A 22,592-nucleotide genomic window follows, 5' to 3' on the forward strand; every position below is an offset into this window, starting at 1 on the left:
GCGTCCCCGCTCGATAGGGACTGCGCCTGATGTCCTCCGCCCCGCCCCGCTCCACCGACGAGAGGCTTGGCGTGCACCCGTTTCCGCATCGCCACCTGCTCGGCATCGCCGGTCTCGCCCCGCACGAGATATTGTTCCTGCTCGACGAGGCCGAGCAATGGATCGCGCTCAACCGATCGACCGAGAAGCGCGACGATCGCCTCCACGGCCTGACGCAGATCAACGCCTTTTTCGAGAACAGCACGCGCACTTTGCTGAGTTTCGAGATTGCGGGGAAACGCCTCGGGATGGACGTGGTCAACATGGCCGTCGCCCAGTCCAGCGTGAAGAAGGGCGAGACGCTGATCGATACCGCGATCACGCTCAACGCGATGCGCCCCGACGTGATCGTCATCCGTCACGATGCGAGCGGCGCGGTGCGCCTGATCGCCGACAAGGTCGATTGCCCCGTGCTTAATGCCGGCGACGGCCGCCACGAGCATCCGACCCAGGCTTTGCTCGACGCGCTGACGATCCGCCGCCGCAAGGGCCGCATCGCCGGGCTGACGGTCGCGATCTGCGGCGACGTGCTCCACAGCCGCGTCGCGCGCTCGAACATCCTCGCGCTCGGCACGCTCGGAGCCGACGTCCGCGTCGTCGGCCCGCCGACGCTGCTGCCGCCGCATGTCGAGCGGATGGGAGTCACCCGCTTCACCGATTTCGATGCGGGCCTCGAAGGCGCCGACGTCGTGATGATGCTGCGCCTGCAGAGCGAGCGGATGGACGGCGCGTTCGTCCCTTCGCCGCGTGAATATCATGCGCTTTACGGCCTCACGACCGAACGCCTCGCGCGCGCCGCGCCCGATGCGCTCGTCATGCATCCCGGGCCGATGAACCGCGGGGTCGAGATCGCCAGCGCCGTCGCCGACGATCTCAACCGATCGGCGATCCCCGAACAGGTCGAGATGGGCGTCGCGTTGCGCATGGCTTGCCTCGACGTGCTGACCCGCCGCCAGCGCGGCGTCGAGGGCTGGGCATGACGCTCGCGATCCTCAATGGCCGGATCATCACGCCAAGCGGGGTGATCGAGGGCGGCGTGCTGTGCCGCGACGGGCGGATCGAAGCGGTCGGCGCCTTCGACGTGCCCGCCGATGCCGAGCGGATCGACGCGCGCGGCAAATATGTCGCGCCGGGCATCGTCGATGTCGGCGTATTTGCGATCGACATGCCCGCCTTCGTCGCGGGCGGCATCACCCGCGCCCTGTTGATGCCCGACCAGAGCCCCCCGCTCGACACGGTCGCCCTGATCCAGCGCGCCGCCGCGGCGGGCAAGCCGCAGGTCTGGATTCACCCGCTCGCCGCGGCCACGCGCGGCCTGCACGGCACCGATCTCGCCGAGGTCGGCCTGATGGCGCGCGGCGGTGCGACCGGCATCGCCACCGGGCGCGACTGGATCGCCGATTCGGCGGTCATGCACCGGCTGCTCAGCTATGCCGGCGCGCTCGGGCTCGTCACCGTATCGCATGCCGAGGATGGCGGGCTGGCGCGCGGTGCGGTCGCGACCGAGGCCGAATCCGCGACGCGGATGGGATTGCCGGCAGCGCCCGCCGAGGCCGAAGCGCTCGCCGTCCAGCGCGATCTGCTGCTCGCCGAGATCAGCGGCGCGCCGCTCCACTTCCGTCAGGTAACGACCGCGCGCGCGCTCGATCTGATCCGCGCGGCCAAGGCGAAGGGCCTGCCCGTCACCTGCGGCATCACGCCCGCGCACTTCCTGTTGTCGGACGTGGCGATGGGCGATTTCCGCACCTTCGCGCGGCTCTCGCCACCGCTGCGCGAAGAAGCCGACCGTCTCGCCTGCATCGCCGCGCTCGCCGACGGAACGATCGACCTGATCTGCTCGGGACATGATCCGCGCGGGCCCGAGGCCAAGCGGCTGCCCTTCTCCGACGCCGAGCCCGGCATGGCCGGCGCCGAAACCCTGCTCGCGCTCTCGCTGGCGCTGGTGCGCAACGGCGCGATCACGATCGAGCGGCTGTTCCAGTTGCTCGCGACGAGCCCCGCGCAGCGCTTCGGGCTGCCCGCAGGCGCGATCGAGCCGGGCGCGGAGGCGGACCTGCTCATCGTCGATCCGCACGCGCCGTGGCGGATCGATTCGGAGAAGCTCGTCGCCAGCGCGGGCAATACGCCGTTCGACGGTTTGCCGGTCGAGGGGAAGGTGATGACGACGATCAAGGGTGGGACGATACTCGGATGAGGTTTGCCGCTTTCTCTGCCCCATTGCTTCTCGCGCTGGCGGTGCCGGCCGCCGCGCAGACGATCGGCGAGGTCCAGACCAAGGCTGCCGCCGGCGATCGCGAGTCGCAGTTCGTGCTGGGTGAGGCCTATCGCACCGGCCAGGGTGTCACGCCCGATCGCGAGCAGGCGATCACCTGGTTCCGCAAGGCCGCCGCGCAAGGCGACACGCGCGCGGGCGACGCGCTCGGCCTGTTGCTGTTCACCAAGGGCGAGCGGCGCGAATCGATCCCGCTGCTGGAAGCCGCCGAGACGCGGCAGGATGCCCGAGCGCTCTATCTGCTCGGCACCGCGCGCTTCAACGGCGACGGCGTGCCGAAGGATCTGCCGCGGGCTTATGCGGAGATGCGCACCGCCGCGAACATGAATCTGCCGCAGGCGATCCGCAGCCTCCAGCTGATGGAGCCCTATCTTACCGATCGGGACCGGATGGCCTCGAACACGATCCAGCCCGGCCGCACCCCGCTGCCTCCGGCGCAACCCGCGGTTGCGCAATCGACTGGGTCGGCTCCGGCGACGCTCGCGCCGCTGGCCGCGCCTGCCGCCGCGACGCCCACTCCCGCGACGCCGGCTCCACTGCCCCGGCCCGCTCCTGTTTTCGTGCCCCGTCCGGCGCCGGCACCGATCCAGACCACCGCCGTGCCACCCTCCGCTCCGGCAGAGCCGATCGTGACGCCGCCTCCGGTCGAACCGCTCGTCGCACCGCCGCCGAGGCCTGCAGCGTCCATGCCCCGCCCCGCTGCCACGCCGACGCCGGCTATGGGCAAGTGGCGCGTCCAGCTCGGCTCGCTGATCAGCGCGGACAAGGCCGAGGAGCAGTGGCGGACGCTGCTGCGCAAGCTGCCCGAGCTTTCGCGCCTGAGCCACACGAGCGTCCAGGCCAACGGCATGTGGCGGCTGCAGGCGACAGGCCTCGCGAGCCGCTCCGAAGCGCAAGATCTGTGCAAGGCGGTGACCGCCAAGGGCGGTAACTGCATCGCGCTCAATCCGCTGCCATGATCGCCCGGCGCGACCTGCTCGGCGGCACATTGGCGCTCGGCGCAACCGCGCTGCTGCCCGCCGCGCTGTTCGCCGCCGAGATCGATACGAGCGATCTCGAGCGCATGACCGGCGACGTGAAGCCGATCGATGCGAACGAACGCGCCGCCCGGCTCGAGCGTGCGCGCCGGCTGATGCGCGAGACCGGCATCGCAGCGCTCGTGATCGAGCCCGGGGCGAGCCTCGTCTATTTCACCGGCATCGAATGGCATCTGAGCGAGCGGCTCACCGCCGCGGTGCTGACCGCGACCGGCGATCCGATCGTCGTCACGCCCTTCTTCGAGGAGCCCTCGGTCCGCCAGACGCTCGCCATAAAGGCCGACGTGCGCACCTGGAACGAGGACGAGGATCCGATCGCGCTGATCGCCGGCGCGCTGCGCGAGCGCCGCCTCGCCACCGCGACGATCGGGATCGAGGAGCGCGTTCGCTTCTTCGCGAGCGACGGGCTCGCGCAGCGCCTCCCGCAGGCAAGACTCGTCTCGGGCGACCCGATCGTGCGCGGCTGCCGGATGATCAAGTCGCCCGCCGAGATCGCGCTGATGCAAAAGGCGAGCGACATCACGATCGCCGCCTACCGCTGGACCTATCCGCGCATCCGCACCGGCATGGGCCGCGCCGAGATCGGCGCGCTGATGGACGCCGCGACGACGAAGCTCGGCGGCATCACCGAATTCAACCTGATCCTGCTGGGCGAGGCTGCCGCCTACCCGCATGGTTCGGGCAAGCCGCAGGCGGTGCGCGACGGCGAGGTGGTGCTGATGGACTGCGGCTGCACGGTCGAGGGCTATCAGTCGGATATCTCGCGCACCTTCGTCCCCGGCCGCGCGCCCGCCGACGTGCGCCGCGTGTGGGAGACGGTGGCCGAGGGCCAGCGCATCGCCTTCGCCGCCGCCAAGCTCGGCGCGCCGGCCGGCTCGATCGACGATGCTGTGCGTGCCTTCTATACGAAGCAGGGCTTCGGCCCGGGCTATACGCTGCCGGGCCTCTCGCACCGCACCGGGCACGGCATCGGGCTGGACGGGCACGAGCCGGTCAATTTCGTCCATGGCGAGACGACCCGCCTCGCGCCCGGCATGTGCTTTTCGAACGAGCCGGGCCTCTATCTCCCGGGCAGGTTCGGCGTCCGGCTGGAAGACTGCATCCACCTGACCGAGTCAGGGCCGCGCTGGTTCTCCGAGCCCCCGCCGTCGCTGGATCGCCCATTCGGTTGAGCTGACCGGCGCTACAGCAAGGCCCCGAGCGTGCGCGCGGTCCGCCGCCGCGAAGCCCCGCTCAGGCCGCGCAGCTCTTCCTCCGATCGCGCCCTGCCGCCGCGCGGCGCAGGATCCGCGAGACCTGATCGATCGAATAGGGCTTGTAGATCAGCTCGAACCCGTCGGTCCCGCTTGCAGCCAGGACGTGGCTGTAGCCGCTCGCCAGCACCACCGGCAGCCCGCCGTAGAGCCGCCGGATCTCGCGCCCCATCTCGATCCCGGTCATGCCCGGCATCATCACGTCGGAGAAGACCACGTCGAAACGCTCGGGGTCCTTCGCAATCTCGCGCAGCCCTTCGATCCCATTCGGGGCAAGCACCGTCGTGAAGCCGAGCTGGTCGAGCGCATCGACCGTGCTGGCCGCGACCTCGGCATTGTCTTCGACGACGAGCACGCACAGCAGAGCCCCGATCCCGTCCAGATCCAAGTCCACGTCCAAGTCCCCGTCTTCGACGAGCGGCCCGGGATCGGCATGCTCCGCCACGGCGACGCGCGGCAGATAAAGCGTGAAACGACTGCCCGCCCCGACCGCGCTCTCCACCTGGATCTCGCCACCCGACTGGCGCGCGAAGCCGAACACCTGGCTGAGGCCGAGCCCCGTGCCCGAGCCGACCGGCTTGGTCGTGTAGAAGGGCTCGAAGATCCGTTCGCGATCCGCCGGCGGGATGCCATTTCCCGTATCGGCCACCGTGATCGCGACGAACGATCCGGGGACCGCCGCCCGCTCGCGCACCGCCGGAATCCCGTCCGTCCCGCGCAGGCTGATCGTCAACAGCCCCTCGCCCGCCATCGCATCGCGCGCGTTGACGGCCAGATTTACGAGCGCGGTATCGAACTGGTTGGTGTCGGCGCTCACCCCCAGCGGATCGGCGGGAATGTCGCGGACGATCGTGACCCGCGCGCCGACCAGGGTCTGCGTCATTTCCTCGATCGCGCGGAGGTTCGCGTTCGCGTCGAACGTCTCGGGCTTCAGCGTCTGGCGGCGCGCGAAGGCGAGCAATTGCTGGGTGAGCTTCGACGCGCGAGTCACCGCCTCGTCGATCGCGCCGACATAGCGATCGCGCCGTTCCTCTTCCTGGTCCGGCAGCTTGAGCATCTCGATCGCCGATTTGACGATCGTCAGCAGATTGTTGAAGTCATGCGCGACCCCACCAGTAAGCTGGCCCACGGCCTCCATCTTCTGCGACTGGCGCAGCGCATCTTCGGCGGTGCGCAGCGCCGCCTCGGCGCGCAGCCGATCGCTGATATCCTTGGCGTGATGGAACGCGCCGATGATCGTCCCGTCGGGATCGCGCAGCGGCGCGTAGGAAATGTCCCAATAGGGCTTGAACAGATCGGGATCGCCAAACTCTTCGGTGACGTTGAACACTTCGCCGGCCAGCGCGCGTGCCATGAAGCCTTTGATGACCGCACGCTGTTCTGGGAGAAACAGGTCCGGAAAGACATCGCCGACTTGCACGCGATACTGGTAGATGCGGAAAAACTCGTCGCTGTGCGCGCGATTGAACGCGATCATCCGGAATTCGTGATCGAACGCGCAGATGGGCGATTGATCGGACTGGCCGATGATTTCCCACAGATTGGAATATTCAACCGCCATCGAGCTCCCCCCGCCCAAGAACGTCGCACAGAAAAAAACCTCTGTCAGCACAAGATCGTGTTAACAAACAATTATCTCCAAAATGCATCTTTCCTATTTCGACGATGACAGCGATGTCGTGTCGTCGTGTGGTGGAGTATATGTTGTGCTTTTCGAAAAAGGACTTGTCACCCAAGGGTGACCGTCTCCGCCCCGGCTATTGAAAGTCGCGCTACGAACCAGCGAAATCGCGATCCCGCCCGAAGCACGCAGTGCCGGAGCATCCAATTTCAGCCATTTGGGTACACAAGCACGCGGCAGACGTCGATCCGCAACGGCGATATCGGACCAAGCGCAGCTGTTCGTCAGCGTCTGCCAGTCGATCCGATACCGGCTGCGCAAGGCGAGCAGGCGCCACGTCCGCCCGCCGCGATGGATCGCAACGGTGCAGGCGTCGCGGCTGCAGCGCGCGCCGGGCATCGCGTCCAGATCCAGAGCTTCCTCCTGCACGCCCGCACCCGTCCCCAGCACGTCGCGGACATAATCTCCGGCGCGCGGGCGGAGAAGGTAGAGGCGGCCGTCGTCGGCGCGGATCGCGAGGTGGCGGCCATCGTCGGTCACGAGCAGATCGGGCGCGGGCGTCGTCGTTGCCCACAGCGCGCCGATCGCCAGCGGCACGAGCCCGAGCCGGCGCGCTTTGGCCCGCCACAGCATCAGCCAGAGGCCGCCCGCGACCATCGCCAGAAAAGCGCCGAGCGGCATCGACGGCAAAGCCGCGACCGAACCCGGCAGCGCCGACACCGTCCGCGCGAGCCACAGCAACAGGCCCAAAGCCTGTCCCGCGACCCACCATATCGGCGCGCCGACGCCGACCAGATCGAGCAGCAGCGCCAGCGCCTCGGCGGGCATGATCACGAAGGTCGTCAGCGGGATCGCGACGATATTGGCGAAGGCGCCGTACAGCCCCGCCTTGTGAAAATGGTAGAGGCCGATCGGCGCGAGCACGGCTTCGACGACGATGCCGGTCAGCAGCAGCGAGACGAGCGCGCGGCCGAAGCGGCGCAGCAGCCCTTCGTCGCGCTTGAGCGTCCAGGCGCGGACGCGCGGATGATCGTGCAGCGCGACGATCGCGGTGACCGCGGCGAAGCTCAGCTGGAAGCTGGGACCGACAAGCGCCTCGGGCCGGAACAGCAACACGACCAGCGCGCCGACCGCGACCAGCCTTAGCGTCATTGCCTCGCGTCCCAGCGCCAGCCCGGCGAGCACGATCATCGCCGCGACGCACGAGCGCACGGTCGGCACCTCGGCGCCCGACAGCAAGGTGTAGGCGATTCCCGCCAGCGCGCCCGCCCCCGCCGCGATCAGATGCAGGGGCCAGTGCAGCGCGAGCCGCTCGCTCAACGCCAGCAGCTTCAGCGTAAGAAACATCGTCGCGCCGATCGCGGCGGCGACGTGCAAGCCGCTGATCGAGAGCAGATGCGCGAGGCCCGAGCGGCACATCGCATCGGCATCCTCCTGCGTGATCGCGCCCGTATCGCCGGTGACGAACGCCGCCGCGACCCCGCCGGTGCTGCCCGTCAGCCGATCCTGGATATGGCGGGTCAGCGCGGTGCGCTTCGCCGCGAGCCAGCGCCAGAAGCCGCCATAAGCGGGCGCCCGCGTCACGGTCGGCGGATCGAGCGCCTTGCCGGTCGCGCCGATCCGCCTGAACCAGGCGACACGCGCGAAATCATAGGCGCCCGGCACGGCCGCCGCGGGTGGGGGGACGAGTCGCGCGCGGACGGAGATCGACGCGCCGGGCTCCAAGCCTGCCTGTGCCTTGTCATCATCCACCGAGAGGCGGATCTGCGGGGGCAGGCCTGTCGTCGGCGCGGTCGCGACCAGCAGCCGGACTTGCTCTCGCGCAGGCAGGCGATCGACCTCGACGATCGCGCCTCGCACCTCGGTGACGATCGCGCGCGACAGCACCGGCGCGGCCACTCTCTCGCTGCGGCCCCAGGCGAGCCCCAGGCCGAGCATCGCGACGATCGCGCCCCAGCCGAGCGCACTCGCCAGCCGCCCGCCGCGCCCGAGCGCGGTCGCCGCCGCGCCCGCGCCGCCGAGCGAAGCCATTGCCGCGCTCCACATCCACGGCTGGCCGAGCCCGAAATAGAGCCCGATGCCCAGGCCCAAAGCGACGGGCAGCCACAGCGCGATCTGGTCGCGCTCCGCCTCCAGCCACCGCTCGACCGACTGCGCCCAGGCGGACGGGCGAGGAAGCCCGGACAGCGCCCAGCCCCTTTGTCGCCTCGCAAGCGTCATGCTAGGGGGCGCCACCCCTCGACCCGCCATGGGGTCGAACTTGAAAGAGACATATGTCGAGCGCAAGCACGACCGAGGCGTCAGGCCCGGCGGTCGTTACCCGATTCGCCCCCTCGCCGACCGGTTTCCTCCATATCGGCGGCGCGCGCACCGCGCTCTTCAACTGGCTGTTCGCGCGCCATCACGGCGGCAAGTTCCTGCTGCGCATTGAGGATACCGATCGCGCCCGCTCCACCGAGCCCGCGATCGAGGCGATCCTCGACGGGATGCGCTGGCTGGAGCTCGATTGGGACGGCCCCGAAGTCTATCAGTTCGCGCGGATGGCCCGTCACGCCGAGGTCGCGCAGGCGATGCTCGCGAGCGGCCATGCCTATCGCTGCTGGATGACGCAGGACGAGATCGCCGCGCAGCGCGCCGCCGCGCAGGCCGAGAAGCGCCCGTTCAAGATCGAGAGCCCGTGGCGCGACCGGACCGACGGCCCGCTCGATATGCCGTTCGTCGTCCGCATCAAGGCGACGCGCGGCGGCGAGACCGTGATCGAGGACAAGGTGCAGGGGACGGTCACCGTCGCCAACGACATTCTCGACGACATGATCCTGCTGCGCTCGGACGGTACGCCGACCTACATGCTCGCGGTCGTCGTCGACGATCACGACATGGGCGTGACGCACGTCATCCGCGGCGACGATCATCTCAACAATGCCTTCCGCCAGCTCGGCATCATCCGCGCGATGAACTGGGCCGAGCCGGTTTATGCGCATATTCCGCTGATCCACGGCGCCGACGGCGCCAAGCTCTCCAAGCGCCACGGCGCGCTCGGGGTGGACGCCTATCGCGACGAACTCGGCCTGCTGCCCGAAGCGGTGAACAATTATCTGCTGCGGCTCGGCTGGGGCCATGGCGACGAGGAGATCATCGATCGCCCCCGCGCTATCGAGCTGTTCGATCTGGGCGCCGTCGGCCGGGCGCCGGCGCGCTTCGATCTCAAGAAACTGGAGAGCGTCAACGGCCAATATCTGCGCGAGGCGGACGACGATCGGCTGACGACTCTCGTCGCCCCCCGTATCGGTCTCGAAATCGGCACGGACGGGCGCGATCTGCTGCGCCGCGCCATGGCTTCCCTGAAGCCAAGAGCCAAAAATCTCAACGAGTTGGCGGAAAGCGCCGCTTTCCTTTTCCGCACCCGCCCGCTGGACGTGGACGAAGCCGCGGCCAAGCTGCTAGATGGCCCCGCGCACCATCTGCTGGTGCGTGCCCGGGACGCGCTCGCGGCGGTTGACGACTGGAGCATCGAAGCGCTCGAAGCCGCCGTCCGCCTGATTGCGGAAGACGAGGGACTCGGCCTCGGCAAGGTCGCGCAGCCGTTGCGCGCCGCCTTGACCGGGCGGACGACCTCGCCGGGAATCTTTGACGTCCTCGTGCTCATCGGACGCGAGGAAAGCCTGGCCCGGCTGAGCGACCAGATCGCTCCGCCGGCTGCCGCTTGAAGGAGAATATCAGGATGGGCGACACCAGCACGATCGGCCTTGGCGGCAAGAGCCACGAATATCCGGTGCGCTCGGGCAGCACCGGGCCGGACGTCGTCGACATCCGCAAATTCTATGCCGACACCGGCGCCTTCACCTACGATCCCGGATTCACCTCCACGGCGAGCTGCGAATCGAAGATCACCTATATCGATGGCGATGCGGGGATCCTGCTCCACCGCGGCTATCCGATCGATCAGCTGGCCGAGAAATCCTCGTTCATGGAGGTCTCGTACCTGCTGATGAACGGCGAACTGCCGAACAAGGCCGAGCTCGACAACTTCACCTACACGATCAACCGCCACACGATGGTCCACGAGCAGCTCGCGACCTTCTATCGCGGCTTCCGGCGCGACGCGCACCCGATGGCGGTGATGACCGGCGTGGTCGGCGCGCTCTCGGCTTTCTACCACGATTCGACCGACATCTCCGATCCCGACCAGCGCCGCATCGCGAGCCACCGGCTGATCGCCAAGATGCCGACGCTGGCGGCGATGGCGTATAAATATACGATCGGTCAGCCGTTCCTCTATCCGGACAACAACCTGTCCTATGCGGGCAATTTCCTGCGGATGACGTTCGGCGTGCCGGCCGAGGAGTATCAGGTCGATCCGATCATCGAATCGGCGATGGACAAGATCTTCATCCTCCATGCCGATCACGAGCAGAACGCCTCGACCTCGACCGTCCGCCTCGCGGGCTCGTCGGGCGCCAATCCGTTCGCGTGCATCGCCGCGGGCATCGCCTGCCTGTGGGGGCCCGCGCATGGCGGCGCCAACGAGGCCGCGCTCAACATGCTGCGCGAGATCGGCACGCCCGATCGCATTCCGGAATATATCGCCCGCGCGAAGAACAAGGACGATCCGTTCCGGCTGATGGGCTTCGGCCACCGCGTGTACAAGAATTTCGATCCGCGCGCGCAGGTGCTGTCCAAGGCCGCGACCGAGGTCCTCGACAAGCTCGGCATCTCCGATCCCGTGCTGGATACGGCGCGCGAGCTGGAGCAGATCGCGCTCAAGGACCAGTATTTCATCGACAAGAAGCTCTATCCGAACGTCGATTTCTATTCGGGCGTGATCCTGTCGGCGATCGGCTTCCCGACCTCGATGTTCACCGTGCTGTTCGCGCTGGCGCGCACCGCCGGCTGGATCGCGCAGTGGAACGAGATGATCACCGATCCCGATCAGAAGATCGGCCGCCCGCGCCAGCTCTACACCGGCGCGACCCAGCGCGATTACGTTTCCGTCGAGAGCCGCTGAGCCACGCGATGCCGTTGAACCGTTCGTGCTGAGCTTGTCGAAGCACCGTCCTTCTCTGCCGGCGGGTGGAGCAGGAACGGTCCTTCGACAGGCTCAGGACGAACGGAGCGGGTTTTAACGATGCGCCTCAGCTCTATCATCGCGATCTATTCGCTCTTCTGGTCGCTGAGCTTCTTCCTCGTCCTGCCGTTCCGGCTGCAGCGCAAGAGCGGGCCCGAGGCCTATGTCCCCGGCACCGTCTCGAGCGCGCCGCCCAGCTTCAGCTTCGCGCGGACATGCCTGTGGACGACGATCGTCGCGATCGTCCTGTTCGGTCTATATTACGTCAATTACGTGATGGGCTGGCTGCCTGCCGAGACGTTCGATTTCGTCTCGGGCAGCCTGCTCCAGCCACACTGAGCCCGATCAGCCGGACGCCGCCGCGGCCTCTTCCATCGATACCATCCGCTGGTTGGCGAGGCGCAGCTTGTCGCGCAGATCGCCCGCGAACGCGCCTTCCAGGATCGAGCGATATTCGGGATAGAGGCCGAGGAAGGCGTGGAGCGAATCCGCGGTCGCGCACCAGAAACGCGCCGGGCTTTTCAGCGTCACGGTCGCGGTCGCGGGTCCACCGCTCAGCACGGTGATCTCGCCGAAGAAATGGCCGGGCCCGCTCGTCGCCACCTCGCGGCCGCCCGACAGGACCGAGACCTCGCCCTCGCTCAGATAGAAGAGGTGCGTCGCGGGCGTGCCCTCGTGCAGCAGGGTCTCGCCGGCCTTGCCCGACATCCACAGCCCCTGATCCAGCAGCTGGCGCGCGCCGAGCCGCGGTATCGACGGGAAGCAGCGCTCGATCATCGCCACCTCTTCCGCCGAAAGGATGATCTTGGTGCCCCAGCGGACCGAGAAGAGCGTCTGGATGAAGCTGATCGTCATCAGCGCGCCGCACGCGGCCGCCGACCCCAGCCCCAGCCGCCGGTGGATGACATAAGCAAGTCCCGCCCCGCCCACGACGACGAGCGCGGCGCGCAGCATCAGCGTCGCGCGCGGCACCGATGCGGCCGCGAGCACGAGCGCGGAGCCGAACAGGAGGTTTGCCATCGTGAATGTCATACGCGCCGCCCCTCGCCCGTCTTCGATCGCAGAATAGCGCGCCACAAGCGCGCTAGCGAGTCGAAGCTGCGTTTTGTCGTTTGACAGCGCACGGGTGAAGCGACGAAACCGCCGCCTGTTACGACCAAGGAGATCCCGTCGATGCGCCTGATGCTGACCGCCCTCTCGCTTGCGCTCGCCGCTCCGCTCATCGCGCAGATGCCGACCACGCCGCCGGGCGCGCCCGATCCCGCGCGCGCCGTCTCCGGCAGCTACACGGTCGATACGCCGCACACGCAGCTGCTGTTCACGGTCAACCATCTCGGCTTCACCGAATATACCGGCGAGTTCACCAATCCGACCGGCACGCTGACGCTGGACACCAAATCGCCGGCCGCCTCGAAGGTCGAGATCACCTTCCCGATCGATCAGGTCCGCACGACCGTCGCCGCGCTCGATACGCATCTCAAGTCGGCCGATTTCTTCGACGCCGCCAAATTCCCCGAGGGCAAGTTCGTCTCGACGAAGGTCGTCGCCAAGGGCCAGACCGCGACGATCACGGGCGACCTGACGCTGAAGGGCGTGACCAAGCCGGTCGTCCTGCAGGCGCGCTTCTTCGGCGCGGGCACCGACATGCGCAGCAAGAAGGCCTATATCGGCTTCGCCGCCACCACGGTAATCAAGCGCTCCGAATGGGGTATCACCTACGCGCCGACCGTATCGGATGAGGTGAAGCTGACGATCAACGCCGGCTTCAAGCAGAACTAGCCGTCAACGCCGCGGCCCGGACCCGCGCGAAGCCGCGAAAGGTTTCGCGCAGGTTCGGGTCGGCTACGGTTTCGGTGAGCGCATCGACCTGCGCGACGACGCCTGGGCCCGCCGAGATGCACTGCGCCGCCATCGCCCAATCGCCGAAGGCGCGCGCCTTGGTCTCCTTGCTGGAGAGCTGGACGATCGCGCGGTGGCGAGGATCGTTCCGGATGCGCTGATAGGCGGCGTTCACCGAGGCGGTTTCGCCCTCCAGCGTCTGGAGAAAGCGGCGGCCGTCGAACAGGAGCAGCCCGGTCACGCCCAGGATGACATTGTTGCGGCGCGCCGTCTTCAGGATCGCATCGACGTCGCTCTCAGCGCAGGGTCCGACCGCGGAACTGATATAGGTTAGCTGGAGCACGGCCTATCTCCCTGATTGTCCGGCACAAATGCCGGACTTCCTTTAAATTGCGGTAAACCCGCGGAAGCGGCTCGAAGGGCGGGACGTGGAGGAAAGGCTGGACGTCGCGGCGGCTTTTAACTATGCGCTCGCCCCGATGAAGGCTCCCCGCGCCCTCCTGCAGCTTCGACTTACGCGCCCTTAGGCGCGTCGATCGCTCGCGGCCGTCCGGCCGCCTCGGCCGCCTAAGGGGATCATCGCTGCGCCGGATCTGCTGTTCGCGCGCCATCATGCCCGTTTAGACGTCGAGTATATCATGGCCTTCCTGAGCGACCCTTCGACCAAGTATCGCGCCTTCCCGCAGATCGACCTGCCCGACCGCCAATGGCCGTCGCGCACGATCACCAAGGCGCCGCGCTGGCTCTCCACTGACATGCGCGACGGCAATCAGGCGCTGATCGATCCGATGAACGAGGAGAAGAAGACCCGCTTCTTCGAACTGCTCGTCAAGGTCGGCCTGAAGGAGATCGAGGTCGGCTTTCCCGCCGCCGGCGCGACCGAATTCGATTTCATCTCCGGGCTGATCCGCAAGGGATCGATCCCCGACGACGTGCTGATCCAGGTGCTCACGCAATCGCGCCGGGACTTGATCGCGAAAAGCTTCGAGAGCCTTCAGGGCGCGCGCGCCGCGATCGTCCATCTCTACAATGCGGTGTCGCCCGCCTGGCGCCGGATCGTGTTCGACATGACGCGCGACCAGATCCGCGACATCGCGATCGACGGCGCCAAGATCCTGCGCGACGAAGCCGCCAGGCAGCCGAACACCGAATGGCATTTCGAATATAGCCCGGAGACCTTCTCGACCGCCGAGCTCGATTTCAGCCTCGAGGTCTGCGCGGCGGTGATGGACGTGCTGCGCCCGACGCCCGAGCGCCCGCTGATCCTCAACCTGCCCGCCACGGTCGAGGCGGCGACGCCCAACATCTATGCCGATCAGATCGAGTGGTTCTGCCGCAACGTGCCGAACCGCGACAGCGTCGTCATCTCGCTCCACACGCACAATGATCGCGGCACAGGCGTCGCCGCGGCGGAGCTCGGGCTGATGGCCGGCGCCGACCGCGTCGAGGGCTGCCTGCTCGGCAATGGCGAGCGCACCGGCAATTGCGATCTCGTGACGGTCGCGCTCAATCTCTACACGCAGGGCGTCCATCCGGGTCTGGATCTGTCGGACATCGACGAGGTCGTCAGCACGGTCAATTACTGCACGAACATCCCCGTCCATCCGCGCACGCCTTATGCTGGCGATCTGGTGTTCACGGCTTTTTCAGGCAGTCATCAGGATGCGATCCGCAAGGGTTTCACCGCGCAGGAACAGCGCAACGACGCCTTCTGGGACGTGCCCTATCTGCCGATCGACCCCGCAGATCTCGGGCGCAGCTACGAGGCCGTGATCCGCGTCAATTCGCAGTCCGGCAAGGGCGGCGTCGCCTGGGTGATCGAGCAGGACAAGGGGCTGAAGCTGCCCAAGCGGCTGCAGGCCGATTTCAGCCGCGTCGTCCAGGGTCTCGCCGACGAGACCAGCCGGGAGCTCGACGCCACCGACATCTGGGGCGCGTTCGAGACGCATTACCGGCTTGCCGGCGCGCAGCCCTATGAGCTGATCTCGTACGAGGAGCAGCAATCGGGACGCGATCGCATCTTCGTCGGCCGCGTCCGCCATGCGGGCCAGGAAACGTCGATCAGCGGGCGCGGCAACGGGCTGCTTTCCAGCGTGCTGGCGGCGCTGCGCGACGGATTCGCGCTGGATCTGGATATCGTCGATTATTCCGAACATGCGATCGGCATCGGCGGCGATGCGCAGGCCGCCGCCTATGTCGAGGTGCGCGCGGGCGATCGCTCGGTCTTCGGCGTGGGGATCGACGCCGATGTCGCGACCGCCTCCGTCCGCGCCTTGCTGAGTGCAGCCGCATCGGCAACGGCCTGAACAGCAAGATTTTACGTGGTGTCGGCACGGCCACGCAACGAAGTTCGGCTTGGCGTGTTAACGGATCTGTAAGCGATAGTTTCTTCGCGCGGATCGGGTGAGGTAACTATTTCTTACAACGAAGCTGAAAAAGATGATCTATTGGGATCGGCGCCGTGCGCCGAGCCCTTGGAACCGGCGGCAACGACTGCCGGGCATCACAAGAGTGGGGAAACCAGCATGGGGAGTGTTCACCCACATGATCATGCCTGTCGCGCGATGGACTTCGGCCGGATAGAGATGAGCGCGTGACGTCCATCGCCCATATCTCGCCTGCGGCACGAAGCGACGAGCCTTTCTGGAAGCGTCATCGTGTCTCGCCCCGCTTGGCCATCATGTGGCTGTGGGTGCTCGTCGTCGTACTCTATTTCGCGTGGGAAGCAGCAACCTATCGCGGCATCTTCGCGATACTGGCCGAGTGGCAATTCGACCGCCTCGGCCAGGATCTGCCGACCTTCAATTTCTGCCTGTTGACGATGGCGCTGGCCTGGCCGGCGCTGGCGATCCTGCGCCGTCGCACGCTCTCGCGCGACGAACTCGCCGCGAGCAGGGCCCATACGCTCTCCGACGACGATCTCGACGATGACGAGTGGGAGCAGGAAGCGCAGCTCGCGCTCTTCTCGGCGCAGGATTACATGCATTTCCTGCTCGGCTTCGGCGCATCGCTCGGCATCGCCGCGCTGATCGCCTTGCTGTGGACCTTGACCCTGCCGACGGGCACCGAACCGCCGCGCAGCTTCACCCCCGGCGTCGTCGGCGGATCCGAGCCGCAGGAGGGCTCGGCGCGAATCGAGGGCGCTGTCCGCTACGGACGCATCGCCTCGTTCAACCGCGGCATCCTGTTCTTCAATCGCACCGCCTTGTTCGCGCCGATCGTCCCGCCGAAGGGCAGCGATGGCCGGGTGCGCTATTTCGTCGAGTTCCTGCCGGTCGAGCGGCCCGATCTCAGCGCGGGCGCGACGATCAGCCACCGCACCGGCATCCTCGTCCATGCCGATCTACCGGGCGCGCTCGTGCGGCTGTACCGCTATCTCGGCTATCAGCCGATCGAGCATTATTACGTGCTCTACGCATCGGCGGCGACGATCCGCTGGCCTTATTACATCATCGCCGCGCAATTCCTGCTCGGCGGGCTGCTGTTTGGCGCGACCGGGCTCGGCCAGTGGCGGCACGTCCGCAAGCTGCGCGGCGACCTCGATTATTATCATTCCGACGATTGGAACGGGGCCGACGAAACACCGTCAGCGCGGCGTTAACTTTTCCCCGCAACCGAATGTTCGAAGGCGGCGCCGCATAAGCGTCGCATGATGTATCAAGTGCTTTCCGTTCCAATCGCCCTAGCTGCCTTTGCCGGCGGCTATTATGCGAGCGAGCCCCCGTCCGTCTTCCCGCATACGCCGGATCTGGCCGAGCGCGCGCAGGCGCGCACGCAGGCCGCGATGGCGCGGGAGGTGGAGGTCACCGACGCCAACGAGGCGCTGGTGATCGAGCCCGAGGAGCGCGGCAGCCGCCACATCGCGCGATCGAGTGACGGACTGTTCTACGTCCGCGCGACGGTCAACGGTCAGCCGGTGCGCTTTCTGGTCGATACCGGCGCGAGCGTCGTCGTGTTGAGCGCGGCGGACGCGCGCGCGGTCGGCGCGGCTCCCCGGGCCGGCCGTTATAACGCGCGAATGGCGACGGCGGGCGGCAACCGGCCGATGGCGTGGACCAAGCTCGGCCATGTCCGCGTCGCGGGTCAGGATGTGCGCGGTGTCACCGCAGCGGTCGTCAATGGCGGCCCCGGCGTCTCGCTGCTCGGGCAGAACCTGCTCTCGAAGCTCGGCGCCATGCGGATCGACGGCGATCGCATGGAATTCGATCGCGCGACCTCGCTCGACTGACCAGGCGCACCCGGTCGGTCCGTTTTCAAATATCGAAGATCGGTCGCCGCCGTTTTCCGGCGGCGATCCGTTCAGCCGGCAATCTGTCCGGAACGCTGGCCGCGGCGACGCCGCGTGACCGGCTGCGCCGTCATGCGGCGGCGCTGCTCGACCGAGCGCAGCAGCCCGCCGACCAGACCGAAGCCCAGGATCAGCATCGCCCAGGTCGCAGGCTCGGGCACCGCGCCCGTATCCAGGCCCGGCGGCAGCACCGTATCCTGCTCGGGAATCGTCGGGTTCGTGACGCCCAGCGTCGAGGGCGGCGCCGCGAACGCCTGCTGGCCGGGGGCGGGCTGCCCGTCATTGCCGGCATCGGCCACGGTGATCGGCGGAGCGCCATTGCCGAAGCTCAGCGGCGTCTGCGTCGGATCCTCGCCCTCGCCCGGCATCCAGTCGATCGCGTCGATCAGGCGGCGGCGGACGTCGCGCGACGGCGCGGTCACCTCGAACGGATCGAGCGCGGAAACCGAGCGGACATCGCGCAGGCGCGGACCGATCCCGGCGGGCGAGGCCATCGCGATGAAGGCGCGCGCGGTAGCGGAAAGACCGTCGAAACCGACCGGGCGGAAGATGCCGCGCTCGTTGGTCACGGCCGTGCCCACGACGATGAAGCCGGCGATGAGCCAGCCGTTCATCAGCAGATGGCGGCGCTGTTCGCGTCGCAGCATCGGTATCGTGTCAGCCATTCCCCAAGCGTCCTTTTACACAGCCACCGTCAAACATAGATCATGGCTAGCGATATCATACTCAAAATTTGTAAACACGGCTAGTCATCCTTAGTTTCGCGGCGTCGTGGCGGCCCTTGTGCAACAGGCGCGCGGCTTTAACGTTGTTGCTCCGGCGCGTCCGCGCCACGCGAAGATAGTTACCGGGAGAATTTCAGCATGATCATACCCGTCATCCTTTCGGGCGGGTCGGGAACGCGGCTGTGGCCGATGTCGCGCGCGGAGCGTCCCAAGCAGTTGCTGTCTCTGACCGGTGCGGAAACGATGCTGCAGCTCACCGCGCGGCGCACGATGGAGCGCTCCGGTTTCGCCAGCCCGATCATCGTCGCCAACGCCGCGCATGCCGACGAGATCGAGAGCCAGCTCGCGCAGATCGGCATCACCGATGCGGCGATCGTCCTGGAGCCCGCCGCGCGCAACACCGCGCCCGCCATCGCGCTCGCCGCGCTCGCCGCCCAGCCGTCCGACCTGCTGCTCGTGATGCCGAGCGACCATGTGATCGACGATGTCGACGCGTTCATGACCGCCGTCGCCGCCGCGGAGCCGCTCTGCACGCAGGGCTGGTTCGCGACGTTCGGCATCACCCCCGACGCGCCCGAGACCGGCTATGGCTATATCTGCCGCGGCGACGAGCTCGCCCCCGGCGTCAACAAGGTCGAGCGCTTCGTCGAGAAGCCCGATATCGAGACCGCCCGATCCTATCTCGCCGCGGGGACGTACAGCTGGAACGGCGGCATCTTCCTGTTCACCGCCGCCTCTTACCTGGGCGCGCTCGGGCGGCTGGAGCCGGCGATGCTCGCGGCCGCGACCGAGGGCATGGACAAGGCGCGGCGCGAAGGCGGCCGCATCTATCCCGATCCGCACGCCTTCGGCGCCTCGCCCAGCGAATCGGTCGATTATGCGGTGATGGAGAAGGTCGATCGCGTCGCGGTCGTGCCCGTCGACATGGGCTGGTCCGATCTCGGCAGCTGGGACGCGCTCCACGCGATCGCCCCGCGCGACGCCGCCAACAATGCGCATCATGGCGAAGTCGTCGCGATCGACACATCGGGCTGCCTGATCCGCACCGACGGCCCGCTCGTCGCCGCGGTCGGCATCCACGATCTGATCGTGATCGCGACGGGCGATGCGGTGCTCATCCTGCCGCGCGGCTCCAGTCAGGACGTGAAGCGCGCGATCGAGCAATTGAAGCGCGACGGCCACGTCACGCTCGATCGCTTCACCACGGTCGCGAAGGATCTGCTCGATGCCTGAGCGGCGCGCGCTCGGCGCGAGCGGGCTCGTCACCGCGCCGCTGATGCTCGGCGGCAACGTCTTCGGCTGGACCGCCGACCGCCGGACGAGCTTCGACATTCTCGACGCCTTTGTCGCCGGCGGCGGGATGCTGATCGACACCGCCGACGTCTATTCGGCCTGGGTGCCCGGCAATGCCGGCGGCGAGAGCGAGACGATCATCGGCGAATGGCTGAAGGCGCGCGGTCGGCGCGACGACGTGCTGATCGCGACCAAGATGGGGATGCTCGACGGGCCCGACGGTAAGGGGCTCGATCCCAAGCATATCGCCGCGGCCGCCGAAGCCTCGCTCCGGCGCCTCGGCACCGATTATATCGATCTCTATTTCGCGCATAAGGACGATGAGAGCGTGCCGCAGGCCGAAGCGCTGGGCGCGCTCGACGCGCTCGTCGGCGCGGGCAAGGTGCGCGCGATCGGCGCCTCCAACTTCACCGCCGACCGGCTCGCCTCCGCGCTCGCCGCGAGCGATGCGGACGGCCTCGCGCGCTACACGGTGCTGGAGCCGCATTATAATCTGGTGGAGCGCGGCTTCGAAGGCGCGCTGCAGGATCTGTGCGTCGCCGAGAATATCGGCGTCGTGCCCTATTACGCGCTCGCCAGCGGCTTCCTGACCGGCAAGTATCGCGACGCAAGCGATGCCGCGAAGAGCGGCGGCCGGGGCGCCGGCGCGACCAAATATCTCGACGATCGCGGCCGCCGCGTGCTCGCCGCGCTCGATGCGGTCGCGGCCGAGCAGGACGCGGCCGTTGCGACGATCGCGCTCGCCTGGCTTGCCGCCCGGCCGGCCGTCGTCGCGCCGATCGCCAGCGCGAGCCGCATCGATCAGCTGCCCGAACTCCTCTATTCGATGGCGATCCGCCTGACCGCCGATCAGATCGAGCGGCTGGACGCGGCGAGCGCATGACCCAGCGCTGGCCGACGATCCTCTGGCTCGTCCGCCACGGCCAGAGCGCGGGCAATGTCGCGCGCGATGCCGCGCACGCCGAGGGGCATGAGCGGATCGCGCTGGCTGGCCGCGATGTCGATATCCCGCTCAGTCCGCTTGGGCAGGAGCAGGCCGAGGCGCTCGGCCGCTGGTTCGCCGCCAGCCCGACGGGCGAGCGCCCCGAAGTGCTGCTCGTCTCGCCTTATGTCCGTGCCGAGGCGACCGCCGAGCATTTCCGCGCCGCCGGCGGCACGACCGATGCCGACGTGCCGCTGTGCATGGACGAGCGCCTGCGCGAGAAGGAGTTCGGCATCCTCGACGGGCTCACCACCCTGGGCGTCGAGAAGCAGGAGCCGCAGCAGGCCGAATTCCGGCGGATGCTCGGCAAATTCTACCACCGCCCGCCCGGCGGCGAGAGCTGGGCCGACGTGATCCTGCGGCTGCGCTCGCTGATGGACACGGTCTCGCTCCATTATGCGGGCCGGCCGGTGATGATCGTCGCGCACCAGGTCGTCGTGCTGTGCCTGCGCTACATCATCGAGAATATGAGCGAGCAGACCATTCTCGCGATCGATGCCGAGGGCGACGTCGCCAATTGCTCGGTCACCAAATATCGCTTCGATCCCGCCGCGGGCCGCTACGGCAACCTCGTTCTCGCGCGCTACAACGTGACGGCGCCGATGGACGAGGAGCATACCGCCGTCACCGCCGCGCCCGATCAGCCCGTCGCCGCGCGCGGATGAGCGAACTCACCACCCTCGACGTCGCCTGGCTGGCGGCAAATCCGCTCCCCGATTTCGACGGCGTCGTCGACAAGAGCCAGCGCGGCCAGGCGCTGATCGTCGGCGGCAGCCCGAGCTCGCCCGCCGCGCCGATGCTGACCGCAGAGGCCGCGCTGCGCGCCGGTTGCGGCCGCGTCCGGATCGGCGTCGCCGCGGCGATGGTCCCGTCCATCGCCACCGCGCTGCCGGAGGCCGGCTATATCCCGCTCGCGGTCGACGGCACGGGCGCGATCGATGCCGATGCCGCCGATCTGCTCGCCGATAGCGCGGTGCGCACCGATGCGATCGCGATCGGCCCCGGCATGGGCGATCGCGCGAGCGCCGCGCGGCTCGTGGAGGCGCTGATCGCCGCCGCGCCCGACATGCCCTTCCTGCTCGATGCCGCCGCCTGCGCCTGCGCCGATCCGCTCGGCGAGCGCATCGCCGGCCATCCGGGGCATGTCGTCCTGACCCCGCATCCCGGCGAGATGGCCGCGCTGACCGGCCGCCATCTGGAGGATGTGATGCGCGATTGTGCCGGCGCCACGATCGATGCGGCACGCCGCTTCGATGCGATCGTCGCCTTGCGCTCGACCGAGACGTGGATCGCCGCGCCCGATGGCCGGCTGCTTCACTATCCGGGCGGCGGCGTGGGGCTGGCGACGGGCGGCTCGGGCGATGTCGGCGTCGGCATCATCTTGGGCCTGCTCGCGCGCGGCGCCGATCCGTTCCGGGCCGCCGCGTGGGGCACGTGGGTGCACGGCGAGGCCGGCCGCAGGCTGGGCGCGCCGGGCTTCCTTGCGCGCGAGATATTGCCGCTGATCCGAGACCTTATCCGCCGCCCCCTGGCGGTGTGACCGCGTTCGTCTTGGGGAGCAGCTCGATCACGTCGGTCTGCGATTCCCAGATCGGCTGCGGCAGCACCAGCCGCCAGCGATGCGGCCCGATCCGTTCGACGAGGCCGATCACGTCGCGATCATGATCGCGCCCGTAGTCCAGCGCGCGCGGCTCGTCCCCCAGCGCCATCGCGCCGAGGAAGATCAGCCGCGTCGGATCGAACGGCCACAGCGTCCCGCTCGGCCGCTGAGGGCCATCGAGCTTGATGAAGCGCCCCGCGCCGACCCGGCAGGTCGCGGCGGGATAGACGCTGAAGGCCGATCCGGTCGCGGCCTTGCGCCCGATCTTGATCGTCCGGCACTCATAATCGCCGTCGGGCAGGATCGGATTCTCGAGCCCCGCGTCCGGATCGAGCAGCGCGCCCTCGTCCGCGATCGCCGCGCTTTGCCCCGCTGCCCGCGCCTGATCGAGCCCGAGCACCCAGGCGTCGCGCCAGTTGCGCAGCCGGCTGCGGTCCGCCTCGGTGATGACGAGGCGCCACGCGGTCGGGCTGGGAGGACGCTTCGCCGCCCATGCGACGCTTGCGACGAGCGGGAGCGAGGCGACGAAAGCGAGAAGATGTGTGGCTCGCACGACCGCAGACTAGCCGGGATGCGTG

Annotated in this window: 21 protein-coding genes; 15 read left to right on the top strand and 6 right to left on the bottom strand. The window is 68.1% G+C overall.

Features of this window, described 5'->3' with window-relative positions; translation table 11 throughout:
* Positions 1 to 29: 29 nt before the first annotated feature.
* Genes Q4F19_RS03330 through Q4F19_RS03345 form a run of 4 tightly spaced genes read left to right on the top strand, consistent with a single transcriptional unit; the run spans position 30 to position 4,520 of the window.
* A complete protein-coding gene (locus Q4F19_RS03330; RefSeq protein WP_303539771.1) occupies positions 30 to 1,019 on the top strand; it encodes an aspartate carbamoyltransferase catalytic subunit in 990 nt (329 codons plus the stop codon).
* Positions 1,016 to 2,233: a dihydroorotase gene (locus tag Q4F19_RS03335; RefSeq protein ID WP_303539772.1), complete on the top strand. Its 1,218-nt coding sequence runs from the start codon at positions 1,016 to 1,018 to the stop codon at positions 2,231 to 2,233. Before Q4F19_RS03330 ends, Q4F19_RS03335 begins: the two co-directional genes overlap by 4 nt.
* Positions 2,230 to 3,270: an SPOR domain-containing protein gene (locus tag Q4F19_RS03340; RefSeq protein WP_303539773.1), complete on the top strand. Its 1,041-nt coding sequence runs from the start codon at positions 2,230 to 2,232 to the stop codon at positions 3,268 to 3,270. The genes Q4F19_RS03335 and Q4F19_RS03340 overlap by 4 nt, the downstream gene beginning before the upstream one ends.
* The gene (locus Q4F19_RS03345) at positions 3,267 to 4,520 is read left to right on the top strand and encodes a M24 family metallopeptidase (RefSeq protein ID WP_303539774.1); all 1,254 of its coding nucleotides are present in this window, start codon (positions 3,267 to 3,269) and stop codon (positions 4,518 to 4,520) included. The genes Q4F19_RS03340 and Q4F19_RS03345 overlap by 4 nt, the downstream gene beginning before the upstream one ends.
* A 61-nt stretch (positions 4,521 to 4,581) precedes the next feature.
* Here the strand turns inward: Q4F19_RS03345 and Q4F19_RS03350 are convergent, their stop codons facing one another.
* The gene (locus tag Q4F19_RS03350; protein ID WP_303539776.1) at positions 4,582 to 6,162 is read right to left on the bottom strand and encodes a PAS domain-containing sensor histidine kinase; all 1,581 of its coding nucleotides are present in this window, start codon (positions 6,160 to 6,162) and stop codon (positions 4,582 to 4,584) included.
* 93 nt (positions 6,163 to 6,255) lie between these two features.
* The gene (locus tag Q4F19_RS03355; RefSeq protein WP_303539778.1) at positions 6,256 to 8,442 is read right to left on the bottom strand and encodes a ComEC/Rec2 family competence protein; all 2,187 of its coding nucleotides are present in this window, start codon (positions 8,440 to 8,442) and stop codon (positions 6,256 to 6,258) included.
* 53 nt (positions 8,443 to 8,495) lie between these two features.
* On the opposite strand from Q4F19_RS03355, the gene gltX reads away from it, so the two are divergent.
* The 3 genes from gltX (at position 8,496) to Q4F19_RS03370 (ending at position 11,626) form a co-directional block, all read left to right on the top strand.
* Positions 8,496 to 9,929 carry a glutamate--tRNA ligase gene (gene gltX / locus Q4F19_RS03360; RefSeq protein ID WP_303539779.1) on the top strand — a complete coding sequence of 478 codons (1,434 nt, stop codon included), beginning with the start codon at positions 8,496 to 8,498 and terminating at the stop codon, positions 9,927 to 9,929.
* A 14-nt stretch (positions 9,930 to 9,943) separates the two neighbouring features.
* Positions 9,944 to 11,227, top strand: coding sequence for a citrate synthase (gltA, locus tag Q4F19_RS03365; RefSeq protein ID WP_303539781.1), 1,284 nt, complete (start codon positions 9,944 to 9,946; stop codon positions 11,225 to 11,227).
* 120 nt (positions 11,228 to 11,347) lie between these two features.
* Positions 11,348 to 11,626 (top strand): DUF1467 family protein, encoded by a 279-nt coding sequence (locus Q4F19_RS03370; protein ID WP_303539782.1) that lies wholly within the window; start codon positions 11,348 to 11,350, stop codon positions 11,624 to 11,626.
* A 6-nt stretch (positions 11,627 to 11,632) separates the two neighbouring features.
* On the opposite strand, the gene Q4F19_RS03375 is transcribed toward Q4F19_RS03370, so the two are convergent.
* Positions 11,633 to 12,307, bottom strand: a complete 675-nt coding sequence (locus Q4F19_RS03375; RefSeq protein ID WP_303539784.1) for a cyclic nucleotide-binding domain-containing protein — start codon at positions 12,305 to 12,307, stop codon at positions 11,633 to 11,635.
* A gap of 153 nt (positions 12,308 to 12,460) precedes the next feature.
* Between Q4F19_RS03375 and Q4F19_RS03380 the strand changes: the two genes are divergently transcribed.
* Positions 12,461 to 13,066, top strand: a complete 606-nt coding sequence (locus tag Q4F19_RS03380) for a YceI family protein (RefSeq protein ID WP_303539786.1) — start codon at positions 12,461 to 12,463, stop codon at positions 13,064 to 13,066.
* Here the strand turns inward: Q4F19_RS03380 and Q4F19_RS03385 are convergent.
* Positions 13,053 to 13,469, bottom strand: a complete 417-nt coding sequence (locus Q4F19_RS03385; protein WP_303539787.1) for a BLUF domain-containing protein — start codon at positions 13,467 to 13,469, stop codon at positions 13,053 to 13,055. The genes Q4F19_RS03380 and Q4F19_RS03385 overlap by 14 nt on opposite strands.
* Before the next feature lie 295 nt (positions 13,470 to 13,764).
* Here Q4F19_RS03385 and leuA point away from each other — a divergent pair, with 295 nt between their 5' ends.
* The 3 genes from leuA to Q4F19_RS03400 all read left to right on the top strand — a co-directional run bounded on the left by leuA (position 13,765) and on the right by Q4F19_RS03400 (position 17,354).
* The gene (leuA, locus tag Q4F19_RS03390; RefSeq protein WP_303539789.1) at positions 13,765 to 15,432 is read left to right on the top strand and encodes a 2-isopropylmalate synthase; all 1,668 of its coding nucleotides are present in this window, start codon (positions 13,765 to 13,767) and stop codon (positions 15,430 to 15,432) included.
* 287 nt (positions 15,433 to 15,719) lie between these two features.
* Complete coding sequence (locus tag Q4F19_RS03395) at positions 15,720 to 16,727, top strand: hypothetical protein (protein WP_303539792.1); 1,008 nt, start codon at positions 15,720 to 15,722, stop codon at positions 16,725 to 16,727.
* Positions 16,728 to 16,775: 48 nt separating this feature from the next.
* The gene (locus tag Q4F19_RS03400; RefSeq protein ID WP_303539794.1) at positions 16,776 to 17,354 is read left to right on the top strand and encodes a retropepsin-like aspartic protease family protein; all 579 of its coding nucleotides are present in this window, start codon (positions 16,776 to 16,778) and stop codon (positions 17,352 to 17,354) included.
* A 71-nt stretch (positions 17,355 to 17,425) separates the two neighbouring features.
* Here the strand turns inward: Q4F19_RS03400 and Q4F19_RS03405 are convergent, their stop codons facing one another.
* Positions 17,426 to 18,079 (bottom strand): PEPxxWA-CTERM sorting domain-containing protein, encoded by a 654-nt coding sequence (locus tag Q4F19_RS03405; RefSeq protein WP_303539797.1) that lies wholly within the window; start codon positions 18,077 to 18,079, stop codon positions 17,426 to 17,428.
* Positions 18,080 to 18,277: 198 nt separating this feature from the next.
* Here Q4F19_RS03405 and Q4F19_RS03410 point away from each other — a divergent pair, with 198 nt between their 5' ends.
* Genes Q4F19_RS03410 through Q4F19_RS03425 form a run of 4 tightly spaced genes read left to right on the top strand, consistent with a single transcriptional unit; the run spans position 18,278 to position 21,954 of the window.
* The gene (locus Q4F19_RS03410; RefSeq protein WP_303539798.1) at positions 18,278 to 19,372 is read left to right on the top strand and encodes a mannose-1-phosphate guanylyltransferase/mannose-6-phosphate isomerase; all 1,095 of its coding nucleotides are present in this window, start codon (positions 18,278 to 18,280) and stop codon (positions 19,370 to 19,372) included.
* Positions 19,365 to 20,315 (top strand): aldo/keto reductase, encoded by a 951-nt coding sequence (locus Q4F19_RS03415; protein WP_303539801.1) that lies wholly within the window; start codon positions 19,365 to 19,367, stop codon positions 20,313 to 20,315. Before Q4F19_RS03410 ends, Q4F19_RS03415 begins: the two co-directional genes overlap by 8 nt.
* Positions 20,312 to 21,079 (top strand): histidine phosphatase family protein, encoded by a 768-nt coding sequence (locus Q4F19_RS03420; RefSeq protein WP_303539803.1) that lies wholly within the window; start codon positions 20,312 to 20,314, stop codon positions 21,077 to 21,079. Before Q4F19_RS03415 ends, Q4F19_RS03420 begins: the two co-directional genes overlap by 4 nt.
* On the top strand, positions 21,076 to 21,954 hold the full coding sequence (locus tag Q4F19_RS03425; RefSeq protein WP_303539805.1) for an NAD(P)H-hydrate dehydratase: 879 nt from the start codon (positions 21,076 to 21,078) through the stop codon (positions 21,952 to 21,954). The genes Q4F19_RS03420 and Q4F19_RS03425 overlap by 4 nt, the downstream gene beginning before the upstream one ends.
* On the opposite strand, the gene Q4F19_RS03430 is transcribed toward Q4F19_RS03425, so the two are convergent.
* Positions 21,929 to 22,567, bottom strand: a complete 639-nt coding sequence (locus Q4F19_RS03430) for a DUF4893 domain-containing protein (RefSeq protein WP_303539807.1) — start codon at positions 22,565 to 22,567, stop codon at positions 21,929 to 21,931. The genes Q4F19_RS03425 and Q4F19_RS03430 overlap by 26 nt on opposite strands.
* Between the last annotated feature and the right edge of the window lie 25 nt (positions 22,568 to 22,592).

The organism is Sphingomonas natans (assembly GCF_030546695.1).
In the GTDB taxonomy this organism is placed as follows: Bacteria; Pseudomonadota; Alphaproteobacteria; order Sphingomonadales; family Sphingomonadaceae; genus Sphingomonas_I; species Sphingomonas_I natans.